The organism is Candidatus Planktophila sp., from assembly GCF_046070465.1.
GTDB lineage: Bacteria > Actinomycetota > Actinomycetes > Nanopelagicales > Nanopelagicaceae > Planktophila.
In genome coordinates, this window is record NZ_JBJTMK010000168.1 from 1 (window position 1) to 11,778 (window position 11,778).

Sequence of the window (11,778 nt, forward strand, 5' to 3'; positions counted from 1 at the left end):
ATCTTACGGAGTGCCTGAGACATCAAGCGCGCCTGAAGACCCATATGTGAGTCACCCATCTCGCCTTCGATTTCTGCGCGAGGAACAAGTGCAGCAACTGAGTCGACTACAACGAGATCAAGTGCACCAGAGCGAACCAACATATCCATGATCTCGAGGGCTTGTTCTCCAGTATCTGGTTGTGAAACGAGGAGCGCGTCGATATCAACGCCGAGCTTCTTTGCGTATTCGGCATCGAATGCGTGCTCTGCATCGATAAAGGCGCAGATTCCGCCATTCTTCTGAGCAGATGCAATTGCATGCAATGTAAGAGTTGTCTTACCTGAAGATTCAGGTCCATAAATTTCAATGATGCGGCCACGTGGAAGACCGCCGATGCCGAGCGCCATATCGAGTGCAACAGAACCTGTTGGGATAACTTCGATAACCTGGGCTTGCTTATCGGACATCTTGATCACTGCACCCTTACCAAACTGACGTTCGATTTGAGCGAGGGCTGTGTCGAGCGCCTTGTGGCGATCGGATGTTGCTTTTTCATCGGCTTTGCTTGGCTTTTCAGCTGCCATGAGCTTTTCTCCTTTATGTCGAACGTTGAGCGAGCGCTCACCGTTTGGGTGGCCCAGAAGGTACGGAACTTCATCGACGGCCAACGAGCGTTATAGAGACGCTGTGGGCGGAAGAATGAGACCGCTCTGGTTGTGCATTGCATAGGCTAGTCGAACATCTGTTCGAATACCACTTAAGACACGCCCAGAATTTAAAGGCCACCACCGACAAATGACCTGGCGAGAGACCATACTCACGCCGTGCTGATCCTCCTACCGCCCTCTGAGAAGAAGGCAGAGACCCCTCAACCCACCACAGCGATGAACGTCTACACGGGGGTCCTGTATCAAGCCCTCGACTGGGCATCCCTCTCTCCTGCCGCCAAGAAGCGTGGCGAGGCTGCTGTGGCGATCATCAGCGCCAAGTACGGAGTCGTGCGTCCCTCATCCAAGATTGAAAGCTACAAAGCGAAGATTAATAACAAGGCGATGGCGCCGATAGTGGAAGCCGCTTTAGCAAGCGTGAAAGTTCCCCTGATTGTCGATTGCCGCTCTTCGACCTATAAAACAGTGTGGAAAGCCCCGGTAGATATCACGGTCGAAATTCGAGTCTCTACCGTTGTCGATGGCGTTCGAACAGTCATCACACATATGTCGAAGAAGACTCGTGGCGAGATTGCTCGTTGGCTATTGCAATCTCGTTCGATACCTAAGACTCCAGAAGATCTCTATGCAATCGTTTCAGAGAAATATCCATGTGCCTTGACCCCGTCCGACGGAGTCGATCCATGGGTCTTAGAAGTTATCGCTGTTTAGCTGTTTCGACCGGGCACTGCTTGCAGACTGCTTTCCAGATTTCATCTGCTTCAAGCCCAGCCTTCAATGCTTCATTGACTGTCTTGCTGCCGAGTTCGCTGATGGCAATATCCTGCGAAAAGGATGGCGCCCACTCTTCTCCAAATGAGAGCACGAGGCGTTCTTTGAGATCTGATATTCGCATTGATTAGAAGAGAGTATCGGTAGCGAGCTGGGCTGCTTGTTCGCGAGATTGTTCGATGGTTAATGGTTGAAGAACTTGGCCCAGTAACCAGCGCATAGCAATGCCTGTGCCGGGCTGTGATTTGGTAGCGCCGTAAATAATCTGAGCAATGGTGATGTAGTGCTCTGAAGCGGTATTGGTCATCGCCGCAACCAAAATATCTGCATCATAGATTCGCATTGCTGCAAGTGCTGGATCTGATGAGATTGAGATTGAAAGTGATTCAAGGGCATCTGCAGGAGTACCTGCAGTGGTGGCAAGTTCTGCAAGACGTTGAACTTCTGATGCAACGAGCGCCGACAGTACGGCATCTTTGTCGCGGAAATGGTTATATAAGGTTGCACGCGAAACTTCAGAAGTGTCAGCAATCTCGATCATTGATAGTCCAGAGATACCTTTGCGAGAAATGAGATTTTTGGTTCCGGCGAGGATTGCTTCTTCTGTGCGACGGTGCGCGTTGGCTTGAAGCGAATATTTAGGCTGCATCGACAACGACGAGCTTTGCACTTTCAGCTGCTGTGATCTCAGTAGTGACATCACGCATCAATGAACCGAGCGTCATTCCCAGAGCTTCGCAGATTGAGTTAAGGAGCTCAGATGAAGCTTCCTTCTGTCCGCGCTCGACCTCTGAGAGATAACCAAGGGAGACACGAGCATCGCGAGCAACATCACGAAGGGTGCGAGATTGCTCGGTGCGGGCGCGACGAAGCGCTTGGCCTACAGATTCACGTAGCAAAGTCATCTCACCCCTCCTGCTCTCGATTATGTCGTGCGATAGCTAAGGATACGGGCAAAGGTGCCAATCGCGCTGGATATAGCACCGGTACGGATTGCCTCACGCCCGCTATCGAGCTGCAATTGAATAGTTTGATTGATAGGCCCGCGGATAGCGACCCAGACCGTGCCTTCTGGAATTCCCTGGTGGTCACCGGGACCTGCGATGCCCGTTGTTGCAATCCCCCAAGTGGCGCCGAACTTTTCACGAGCAGCATCTGCCATCGCGTTGGCGACCTCTTCGCTGACGACTGAAAACTCTTCAATCAGTGATGCATCGATGCCGAGAAAATTAATTTTGACATCATTGGTGTAAGCGATGATTCCACCGAGAAAAACTTTTGATGCGCCAGGTGTGTAGGTAAGCGCCTGTCCTAATCCGCCCGCAGTAAGAGATTCAGCAACTGCAACTGTTTCGCCACGATCTTCAAGATAAGCGACTACTGTATTTGCATGAGCGCGAAGTGGCATGGAGGAAATCTACTCTCATGCCTAGTGCTAGTACTAGTTTTCGAGAATCTCTTTTGCTAACAATTCTGCATCTTTTGCAGAGCGCGCAACGAGTGCGGCCTGTGCAGCCTTCTGACATGTCGGAAGGTCAACGCTTGCAAGGAATCCACGAACTTCAGCGAGTGCACTCGGCGCCATCGAGAGAGAAGAGACTCCTAGTCCAATCAAAACTGCTGCGAGGTATGCATTAGCCGCAGCTTCACCGCAGACTCCCACTGGCTTGTTCACTGACGCTGCCGCTTGCGATGCAATCGAAATCGCACGGAGCACAGCGGGATGCCACGCAGTTGTCATATCTGATAGTCGTGAATCCATGCGATCAGATGCCATGACATATTGTGTTAAATCATTGGTACCAAATGATCCGAATTCGACTTCAGCCAGGACGCGATCGGCATGCAGCGCTGCAGCTGGAGTCTCAATCATGACACCAGGTACTTGCAGGCCCAGCGCCTTAACGCGGTCAGCAAAATCTTTTGCTTCATCTGGAGTGTTGATCATTGGGGCCATGACCCACAGCTTCACATCTTTACCGTGAGCTGCCTGTGCAAGTGCTTCCAACTGCCGGTTGAGAACATCATTGCTCGTACGTGTGAGGCGCCATCCGCGCACTCCGAGCGCTGGATTTTCTTCATGAATAGCGTTGATATAGGGAACTGGCTTATCGCTACCGGCATCAAGTGTGCGTATGACCACTTTCTTGCCAGCCATGACTTCAAAGACATCGGAGTACATCTTTACTTGCTCTTCAACAGATGGTTCAACTTGAGAGTCAAGGAATAACAACTCTGTCCGGAAAAGACCGATGCCTTCAGCGCCGACTTTGACCGCCGCACGAACATCGTCGACAGTGCCAGCATTTCCCAGCAACTGCACTGGAGTTCCATCAGATAAACGACCAGGACCTGTCACGGATTCTGCGCGTGCTTTGAACTTGGCCTCTTTCTCTGAGCGCGTGGCGATTTCATCGGCAGCGGCACCAACAATGACATCTCCCCCGCGACCATCCACAAGAACTGTTGTGCCATCTGCAAGATCCATCACGCCTGCACAACCGACGATTGCAGGAATGCCGAGGCCGCGAGCAACGATTGCTGTGTGGCTAGTTGCCCCGCCGTGTGAGCAGACAAGCGCCAGTGCAAACTTCAAATTGAGCGCTGCGGTATCAGCTGGTGTGAGATCTTCTGCGACAACGATGGTTGGAGCGGTAAGAGTGAGGCCAGTGCTTTCGATTCCTGCGAGTTTGTTAATCAGACGTGTTTGAATCTCATCGATATCACTGACGCGTTCTGCAAAATAACCACCAAGAGCAAGGAGCTGCTCCTTAAAGCCACCGAAGGCCGCTTCGACGATGGGGCGCACATCAAATGAAATGCCTTCCGTTATTGCGCTCTCTAGAACTTCAATCACGGAAGGATCGCGAGCCATCATCGCCTGTGCGCCGAGAACTTCCTTGGCAACCTCTAGTTCAATTGTCTCTGCGCTCTGTTCGAGATCTGCTGCGACTGCATCGAGGGCGGCGAGAACTTGATCGATATCCGCAGGAACTGGTGCTGTGACCTTTGCGGTGACGATTCGACGTACTGGGCCGACAACAACTCCAGGTGAGACACCAATTCCTTGATATGTCATCGCGATCTACTCGTCGTGATCTGTTGCAATAATTTCGACGATAGATGCGAGAACCGCATCTGCGCCATCGCCATCGGTAACTGTGACTTCGATTGAATCGCCGTTTTTCACGCCCAGAGCGAGAACTGAAAGTAGTGATGCGGCATTAACTGCCTTATCCCCTGGTCGTCCGATGGTGACAGCAAGTGGCTTTGCGGCAGCTGCTGCCTTGACGAGAATTGCTGCAGGACGTGCATGAAGACCAACTTTGCTTCCAACGGCAACAATCTGACTTGGCATCGTGGCGACTCCTTAGCGATAAGTGATGTGCGTACTCTACTGAAAAAATCTGCAAAAAAGAACAGTGGCCCCGAGTTGCCTCGGAGCCACTGCGCTGTACTGCTGGAACTAATTAAGCGTTGGCCTTTGCGCCAATGCCCTTTGCAATAACAACCGCAGCAGCTGTAACAACTGTTCCGATCACGATTGCAAGGATGTATGTGCCAACTCCACCAACGAGTGGAAGAACGGCAATTCCACCATGTGGCGCGCGGAGTGTGTTTCCGAATGCCTCGACGAGTCCACCTGTGACAGCAGAGCCGACCATGATCGAAGGAATAACGCGTGCTGGGTCAGCAGCTGCGAATGGAATTGCGCCTTCAGTAATGAATGTTGCACCAAGAACCCAAGCAGCCTTTCCATTTTCGTGCTCAGCCTCTGTGAAGAGGTTCTTGCGAACAACTGTTGCAAGTGCGAGACCGAGTGGAGGTGTCATACCAGCAGCCATAACAGCAGCCATGTGAGTAAGACCAGCACCTGTTGTTGATGTACCGGCAGCTGTAAGGCCTGCAACACCGAATGTGTACGCAACCTTGTTAACCGGTCCACCCATATCGAATGCCATCATCAAACCGATGACGATACCGAGGAGAACAGCTGAACCGTCGCCTAGGCCATCAAGCCATGACGTTGCACCTTCGTTAAGCGGTGTCACAACGTTCTTGACCACGAGGTACATCACTGAGAGTGTGACGATTACTGAGATCAGTGGGTTGATAACAATCGGCATGATTGAACGGATTGCAGCTGGAACGTTCCATGTTGAAATCCAATTAGCGATGTAACCAGCTACAAGACCACCGACCATTGCGCCGAGGAAGCCTGAACCGATTGAACCTGCAACAGCACCAGCAGCAAAGCCAGGAACAATACCTGGGCGGTCTGCGATTGCGTATGCAATGTAACCTGCAAGAGCTGGGAGTAAGAACTGCCATGGGCCCATTGCAAGACCGAAGAGGAATGCGCCGATACGAACGCGTGGATCAAGTGCAGCGCCATCGGCATTTGTGCCATCGAGTGCATTCTGAACACCAAGGCTGGTAAAGCCGGCTGGGTCTCCAGAAATCATAAAGCTGAGAGCGATGAGAATACCGCCCGCTGTAACGAACGGAATCATGTAGCTGACGCCGGTCATTAAGTAACGACGAATGTTAGAACCAGAACTCACGGAAGTTCCTTTCTTTCATAACCACCACAACCATTGTGATGAGGGTCTTACTTATTCAGTTTTTCGTGCTTTACATCATTCTCGCCGCGCTCAATCTTGCAAGCTACTGAGCTCGTAGAGAATTCTCTAGTTATCCGTTCGCTAGCGCCTCGGCCTGCTCAACAAGATCTGCAGCATTTTTGATTGCAGCCTTTGGAGTTGATTTCACAATCTTGCATCCATCGAATCGATCTTCATCGCGGATTCGAACGTCGTTAGCAAAGATGATCGCGTCGGCGGAAGCGATGACATCTGCAGGAGTTGGCTTATATCCACCAGCACCTTGCGTCTCGATGACCATCTCATGGCCTTTTGCCTTGCCAGCACGATCAAGAGCTTCCGCTGCCATAAATGTATGAGCGATTCCTGTTGCACAAGAAGTGACGACTACGAACTTCATTATCTATCTCCTGAGTTAAGTAATTGAACGAGCGCTGACTTTGAATCTGCAGTACGTAGACCAGCCGTGAAATCTGGATCCATCATGCGACGAGCTAGTCCTGAGAGAATCTCTATGTGCTGATCTCCAGCCTCATTTGGAACGAGAATCATGAAGACAACTTGTGCAGGATCTTCTTCGGGATCGAATACAACTCCAGCAGTGCGAGCTACAACGACAGCCGCATCCGAGACACCGCCACTACGTGCGTGGGGAATTGCAATTCCATCAATCTGAGGAGTGCCCATCTCATCACGCGCAATCACATCTGCAGCGATCTGGTCTGCATTGGTACCACGACCTGCAGCAACAGCTACGGCTGCCATCTGCTTGATTGCATCGACCTTATCCGTTGCAACCAGATCCAGGATGATGAGATATTCACTAAAGACTGACATTTTTAATCCTCCACTAATACGCGCGCTCGATCGAAATCATCGCGAGTGCGCACTTTGACAGCTTCAGCTTGTGCTGAAGAAGGTATAGATGTTCCCGGCAGAGGAACAGATGCTGCCGACCATGCGATGGCAGCTTCGAGAGCTGCAACATTGCATCCAGCTGCGATAAAGATTCCAAGCAATATATCTCCAGCACCGACTGGAGTGCCTGAAACTTTTTCGATTGGTTCGCAATGAGTTGCGCCATCTTCCGTGATGAGAATTGCGCCATCAGCGCCCATGCTGCATAAGATTGTCGCAACTCCCCCAGTGATGACCTCATGAGCTGCATCAATTACATCAGAAATGGTCTTCAGTGGTCGTCCTACGAGCTCAGAGAGTTCGTGGTGGTTTGGTTTCACAAGATCAACTGCTCCTGCTTTCACTGCAGAGGCGAATTCTTCCCCCGATGTATCAACAGCAACTTTGGCGCCGCGCGCCTTTGCAAATGTTGCAAGTTCAGCATAAGCATCTGGTGACAATCCAGGATTAAGGCGGCCTGCAAAGACAACCCAATTTCCTTCCAGTTGATGTTGTGACAGTGAATTCTTAATCAGCTCTAATTCAGAGTTTCCAAGAGTCGGTCCTGGTTCATTAATCTTTGTCACAGTTCCATCGCTCTCAACAATTGTCATATTGCTGCGGATGGAATCTCCGAAAGAAATGACTGTGTGGGCGATCTTCGCCTTATCTAATTCGCCACTCATCCATGATTCACCGAGCCTGCCGCCGATGAAGAGCGCATGCGTATCGGCTCCGTATGCTCGAGCTGCGCGAGATACGTTGATGCCCTTGCCACCAGGATGGAGAGTGATAGCTGCCGCGCGGTTTATCTCGCCAACCTCGAGGGATGAGAGGGCTATCGTGCGGTCAATACTTGGATTGAGCGTCACGGTTAAGACCGACATCCCCAAGAGTCCCTCACTTCTACCTATCCACGCTGAATAGGTAGTAAAAGTAAACCGCTTGGGATGACCCTTTGTCCGATTATTCGGGTAACAAAAGTGAATCTTTTTCAGTAAATTTCTGAGAATGTGAGCGTAACTACTGAGTAACTTTGCGACCTTGACGCCATTTCACGATGTAATCGATACCGCTCCATATTGTCAGCACAACAGCAACTGCCATCAGTGCATCGCGCAGTGGGTGAATCACAGCTGGAAGCGGCAGGATGTAGAAGCTCACTCCGAAATTTTGAGTCAGAGTCTTGAGCTTTCCGCCTTTGCTCGCGGGAATGACTCCATCTCGGATAACAAGCAATCTAAAGATGGTGATTCCAATTTCGCGGACAAGGATGACAATCACAATCCACCAAGGGAAGCGATCAAGAATCGCAAGCGAAATCATGGCAGAACCAATGAGTGCTTTATCTGCCACAGGATCGAGAAAGGCACCTAGCGGAGTGGTGCGTCCCGACTTGCGCGCCCAATGCCCATCGAGAATATCGGTCATTCCTAGCGTGAAGTAAATCAACCACGCGATAGCCTGCCACGCTGCGCTAGGGCTATGAAAGAGAGCCCACACGCCGGTCGGAATGAGTGCAATTCGAAGGACTGTAAGCCAGTTGGGAGTAATGACCAATGACATCTACACGGGCCTCGCAACGAGATCAGCACCCATTGAATAGATAACTACAGCGTCAACGTACTCTCCAACTTTAAAATCAGTGCCAATAAAAGATGTCGTTCCATCTACTTCTGGGCCTTGATGAGCGGCACGACCTTCTTGAAGCTCTGCATCTTCAATAAGTACGCGAACACTCTCACCGATACGAGCCTGGGCACGCATTGAAACCATTTCATCTGCAAGTCGCGATAACGACTCAAGACGTTCTTTAATAACATCCTCATCGACTTTATCTGCAAGATCGAGCGCTTCTGTATTGTCTTCATCTGAGTAGCCAAATACACCTATCGCATCCAGCTTTGCAGATGCTACAAACTGTGCGAGATCGTCGAAATCTTCTTGGGTCTCCCCTGGGAAGCCAACAATGAAGTTAGAGCGGATGCCTGCTTCAGGTGAGAGCGCCCGAATCTGATTAATAAGATGGAGGAACTTCTCTGAATCACCAAAGCGACGCATGCGGCGAAGAACCGATGGGCTGGTGTGTTGAAAAGAAAGGTCAAAGTACGGGGCAACCTTTTCAGTCTCAATCATGGCTTGCAGGAGAGATGGCCTGACTTCTGCAGGCTGAAGATAGGAAAGGCGTACACGCTCAACACCAGGAATCTCTGCGAACTGGTGGAGGATCTTCTCCATCAATTTAAGATCGCCGAGATCTTTTCCATAAGAGGTCGTGTTTTCGCTGACGAGAAATAGTTCGTTGACCCCATTCTGGGCAAGCCACGCTGCCTCTTCGAGAATCTCCTGCGGTGGTCGGGAGATAAACGAGCCACGGAAGTATGGGATAGCGCAGAATGCACAACGTCGATCGCAACCTGAAGCAATCTTCAGGGGCGCCCAGGGAGCGCTTCCGAGTCGTTTACGGAAAAGTGATCCACCGGCACCGACACGTGAGGTGTGCTCGGCATCGCGAACTTCGCGACGAGCCTCTGCACGAGCAACGGGAGTAATAGGTAGGAGCGCACGACGATCCTGCGGCGTATGTGACTGATGTGAATTACCAGAGAGAATCGAATTGAGTTTTGCGGAGATATCTTGGTAATCGTCAAAACCTAAAATCGCATCAGCCTCGGGGAGCGCTTCTGCAAGTTCTCTTCCATAACGCTCTGCCATACATCCGACAGCAACGACCGCCTTGGTCGTGCCATGACCTTTAAGCGAATTTGCCTCCAAAAGAGCATCAACAGAGTCTTTCTTCGCTGATTCGATAAAGCCACAGGTATTCACAACCGCGACTTCCGCATCGTCGGCGTTATCTACGAGGGTCCAGCCTTCTGCGGCAAGACGTCCAGCAAGTTCTTCAGAGTCGACTTCGTTGCGGGCGCAGCCCATAGTGACAATTGCAACGGTCCGAGACATAGGGGTGATACTACAGGTTTAGCGGAATGTGCGACGCACTTCTTCATTCTGACCGCCGAGAGGCGCGAGGAGTTCGCCATTAACAGTCACATCAAGACCTGCAGGATTGCTGAAGTAAATACTGATTGAGGTTGTTGCTTGGAAAGTCTTGCTTTCACCTTGGAAGATAGATCCCTTTGCAACATGCTGACCATCGACGACGATATCAATTAAAGAATTTCCACGAGCTGCAGTGATTGACATCTGCACTCCCCCACCGACTGGAGATGCAGTTGGTGAAGCTGTCTCGGTAACCACTGCAGATGCGGTTGGCTCTGGAGATTGCGTCGCACTGACCACTGACGATATTGGGGTTTCGCTATTGACATTGGTGATGACAATTTGCGCAACAGCGAGTACAAGAATAATGGCGATAGAGAAAGCAGCGGGAACTTTCCAAGAGATACTTTTCTTCTCGTGAGGAACTCGAGTTACGCTATTTTCAGCGAGCATCTCGTTAATGCTACGGCTCTCAGCTGAATGTTCTTCGTTGTAAAGATCGATGAGTTGATTGGCATCGAGACCAATCTTCGGCGCAATGTTACGAAGGTGTCCGCGAGCATAAATATCACCCCCGCAATGCGAGAAATTATTCTTCTCCATCTCTGAAAGTAATCCGGCGCGAATACTTGTCAACGAGGCAAGGTCATCAAGCGAAAGGTGTGAGGAGGCGCGCGCAGTAGAAAGCACCTCGCCTAGATTCATTTTTCTCCCGCCTTGTAAAAAGTTAGGTGAATTTTACCTACCTTCATCAGATAACTACTAGCCCAGTGGTCTAGAAGGAGCGAAATCACCCCTAACCCACCCCATCATTAGTAGTCGCGGAGCGTGGCGAGAACCGAGTCGAGCTCTTCGTTTGTCACAAGAACGACTCGAGCCTTGGAACCTTCTGAAGGCCCAACGATTCCTCGAGACTCCATGAGATCCATCAAGCGGCCTGCCTTAGCAAAACCAACTCTTAACTTACGTTGCAACATCGATGTCGATCCGAATTGAGTTCCAACAACAAGTTCAACTGCTTGGCACAGTAGCTCGAGATCATCGCCGATCTCTTTATCAATCATCTTTGAAGATTGTGGAGCAGCCGTGACATCTTCGCGGTAGCGAGGTTTGAGTTGCTTCTTCACATGATTTGTCACTGCTTCAATTTCGCGTTCGGATACATATGCACCTTGGATACGAATTGCGCGACTTGCACCCATAGGGATGAAGAGTCCATCGCCTTGGCCAATAAGTTTTTCGGCACCTGGTGAATCCAAGATGACGCGGCTATCTGCAAGTGATGACGTTGCAAATGAAAGTCGGGAAGGTACGTTTGCCTTAATCAAACCTGTCACAACATCGACAGATGGTCGCTGTGTTGCAAGGACTAAGTGGATTCCAGCTGAACGTGCGAGCTGTGTAATGCGAACAACTGACTCTTCTACTTCGCGCGCTGCCACCATCATCAAATCTGCAAGTTCGTCGATTACAACAAGAAGATATGGGTATGGTTCGAGAACACGATCTGACCCTGGGGGCGCAACCACTTTTCCGGCACGGACCGCTTTATTGAAATCATCGATGTGGCGGAATCCGAAGTTCGCAAGATCTTCGTAGCGAAGATCCATCTCACGCACCACCCAAGTCAAGGCATCTGCTGCCTTCTTTGGGTTGGTGATGATTGGTGTAATTAAATGTGGAATGCCTTCATAGGCGGTGAGCTCAACGCGTTTAGGGTCAATGAGAATGAGTCGAACTTCATCAGGAGTGGCGCGCATCATGATGGAGGTGATCATTGAGTTAATCATCGAAGACTTACCGGCGCCCGTTGCACCTGCAACGAGTAAGTGAGGCATCTTTGCCAGATTCGCACA

General features: G+C 50.6%; 16 protein-coding genes. 1 reads left to right on the top strand and 15 read right to left on the bottom strand.

What is annotated here, in order from left to right:
* Window positions 1-566: ImuA'/RecA-like NTPase (locus ACKOVI_RS07060; protein ID WP_509603367.1), on the bottom strand; the 566-nt coding region annotated here is incomplete at its 3' end.
* 240 nt (window positions 567-806) lie between these two features.
* On the opposite strand from ACKOVI_RS07060, the gene yaaA reads away from it, so the two are divergent.
* Complete coding sequence (gene yaaA / locus ACKOVI_RS07065) at window positions 807-1,361, top strand: peroxide stress protein YaaA (protein WP_509603368.1); 555 nt, start codon at window positions 807-809, stop codon at window positions 1,359-1,361.
* Here the strand turns inward: yaaA and ACKOVI_RS07070 are convergent.
* From ACKOVI_RS07070 to ACKOVI_RS07135, 14 genes are all read right to left on the bottom strand, one after another.
* Complete coding sequence (locus ACKOVI_RS07070; protein ID WP_509603369.1) at window positions 1,348-1,545, bottom strand: DUF3046 domain-containing protein; 198 nt, start codon at window positions 1,543-1,545, stop codon at window positions 1,348-1,350. The genes yaaA and ACKOVI_RS07070 overlap by 14 nt on opposite strands.
* Before the next feature lie 3 nt (window positions 1,546-1,548).
* The gene (locus ACKOVI_RS07075) at window positions 1,549-2,070 is read right to left on the bottom strand and encodes a TetR/AcrR family transcriptional regulator (RefSeq protein WP_509603370.1); all 522 of its coding nucleotides are present in this window, start codon (window positions 2,068-2,070) and stop codon (window positions 1,549-1,551) included.
* Window positions 2,060-2,326, bottom strand: coding sequence for a helix-turn-helix domain-containing protein (locus ACKOVI_RS07080; protein ID WP_509603371.1), 267 nt, complete (start codon window positions 2,324-2,326; stop codon window positions 2,060-2,062). The genes ACKOVI_RS07075 and ACKOVI_RS07080 overlap by 11 nt, the downstream gene beginning before the upstream one ends.
* Before the next feature lie 20 nt (window positions 2,327-2,346).
* A complete protein-coding gene (locus ACKOVI_RS07085; protein ID WP_509603372.1) occupies window positions 2,347-2,829 on the bottom strand; it encodes a CinA family protein in 483 nt (160 codons plus the stop codon).
* A 33-nt stretch (window positions 2,830-2,862) separates the two neighbouring features.
* Window positions 2,863-4,500, bottom strand: coding sequence for a phosphoenolpyruvate--protein phosphotransferase (ptsP, locus tag ACKOVI_RS07090; protein WP_509603373.1), 1,638 nt, complete (start codon window positions 4,498-4,500; stop codon window positions 2,863-2,865).
* A 6-nt stretch (window positions 4,501-4,506) separates the two neighbouring features.
* Window positions 4,507-4,779, bottom strand: coding sequence for an HPr family phosphocarrier protein (locus ACKOVI_RS07095; protein ID WP_509603374.1), 273 nt, complete (start codon window positions 4,777-4,779; stop codon window positions 4,507-4,509).
* 112 nt (window positions 4,780-4,891) lie between these two features.
* Window positions 4,892-5,986: a PTS fructose transporter subunit IIC gene (locus ACKOVI_RS07100; protein ID WP_509603375.1), complete on the bottom strand. Its 1,095-nt coding sequence runs from the start codon at window positions 5,984-5,986 to the stop codon at window positions 4,892-4,894.
* A gap of 130 nt (window positions 5,987-6,116) precedes the next feature.
* On the bottom strand, window positions 6,117-6,425 hold the full coding sequence (locus ACKOVI_RS07105) for a PTS fructose transporter subunit IIB (protein ID WP_509603376.1): 309 nt from the start codon (window positions 6,423-6,425) through the stop codon (window positions 6,117-6,119).
* Entirely contained in the window at window positions 6,425-6,862 is a 438-nt protein-coding gene (locus ACKOVI_RS07110; protein WP_509603377.1) for a PTS sugar transporter subunit IIA, read from the bottom strand. Before ACKOVI_RS07110 ends, ACKOVI_RS07105 begins: the two co-directional genes overlap by 1 nt.
* A gap of 2 nt (window positions 6,863-6,864) precedes the next feature.
* Complete coding sequence (locus ACKOVI_RS07115; RefSeq protein ID WP_509603378.1) at window positions 6,865-7,809, bottom strand: 1-phosphofructokinase family hexose kinase; 945 nt, start codon at window positions 7,807-7,809, stop codon at window positions 6,865-6,867.
* A gap of 136 nt (window positions 7,810-7,945) precedes the next feature.
* The gene (pgsA, locus tag ACKOVI_RS07120) at window positions 7,946-8,488 is read right to left on the bottom strand and encodes a CDP-diacylglycerol--glycerol-3-phosphate 3-phosphatidyltransferase (protein ID WP_509603379.1); all 543 of its coding nucleotides are present in this window, start codon (window positions 8,486-8,488) and stop codon (window positions 7,946-7,948) included.
* On the bottom strand, window positions 8,489-9,883 hold the full coding sequence (gene rimO, locus ACKOVI_RS07125; protein ID WP_509603380.1) for a 30S ribosomal protein S12 methylthiotransferase RimO: 1,395 nt from the start codon (window positions 9,881-9,883) through the stop codon (window positions 8,489-8,491). It abuts the gene before it with no gap.
* Window positions 9,884-9,901: 18 nt separating this feature from the next.
* A complete protein-coding gene (locus ACKOVI_RS07130; RefSeq protein WP_509603381.1) occupies window positions 9,902-10,627 on the bottom strand; it encodes a helix-turn-helix domain-containing protein in 726 nt (241 codons plus the stop codon).
* A 107-nt stretch (window positions 10,628-10,734) separates the two neighbouring features.
* The coding region (locus ACKOVI_RS07135) for a DNA translocase FtsK (protein ID WP_509603382.1) at window positions 10,735-11,778 on the bottom strand (1,044 nt) is incomplete at its 5' end.

Excerpts from the sequence above, each read along its gene's own strand:
- ACKOVI_RS07070 (WP_509603369.1), bottom strand. The coding sequence starts at position 1,545 with ATGCGAATATCAGATCTCAAAGAACGCCTCGTGCTCTCATTTGGAGAA.
- ACKOVI_RS07075 (WP_509603370.1), bottom strand. The coding sequence starts at position 2,070 with ATGCAGCCTAAATATTCGCTTCAAGCCAACGCGCACCGTCGCACAGAA.
- ACKOVI_RS07080 (WP_509603371.1), bottom strand. The coding sequence starts at position 2,326 with ATGACTTTGCTACGTGAATCTGTAGGCCAAGCGCTTCGTCGCGCCCGC.
- ACKOVI_RS07085 (WP_509603372.1), bottom strand. The coding sequence starts at position 2,829 with ATGCCACTTCGCGCTCATGCAAATACAGTAGTCGCTTATCTTGAAGAT.
- ptsP (WP_509603373.1), bottom strand. The coding sequence starts at position 4,500 with ATGACATATCAAGGAATTGGTGTCTCACCTGGAGTTGTTGTCGGCCCA.
- ACKOVI_RS07095 (WP_509603374.1), bottom strand. The coding sequence starts at position 4,779 with ATGCCAAGTCAGATTGTTGCCGTTGGAAGCAAAGTTGGTCTTCATGCA.
- ACKOVI_RS07105 (WP_509603376.1), bottom strand. The coding sequence starts at position 6,425 with ATGAAGTTCGTAGTCGTCACTTCTTGTGCAACAGGAATCGCTCATACA.
- ACKOVI_RS07110 (WP_509603377.1), bottom strand. The coding sequence starts at position 6,862 with ATGTCAGTCTTTAGTGAATATCTCATCATCCTGGATCTGGTTGCAACG.
- ACKOVI_RS07115 (WP_509603378.1), bottom strand. The coding sequence starts at position 7,809 with ATGTCGGTCTTAACCGTGACGCTCAATCCAAGTATTGACCGCACGATA.
- pgsA (WP_509603379.1), bottom strand. The coding sequence starts at position 8,488 with ATGTCATTGGTCATTACTCCCAACTGGCTTACAGTCCTTCGAATTGCA.
- rimO (WP_509603380.1), bottom strand. The coding sequence starts at position 9,883 with ATGTCTCGGACCGTTGCAATTGTCACTATGGGCTGCGCCCGCAACGAA.
- ACKOVI_RS07130 (WP_509603381.1), bottom strand. The coding sequence starts at position 10,627 with ATGAATCTAGGCGAGGTGCTTTCTACTGCGCGCGCCTCCTCACACCTT.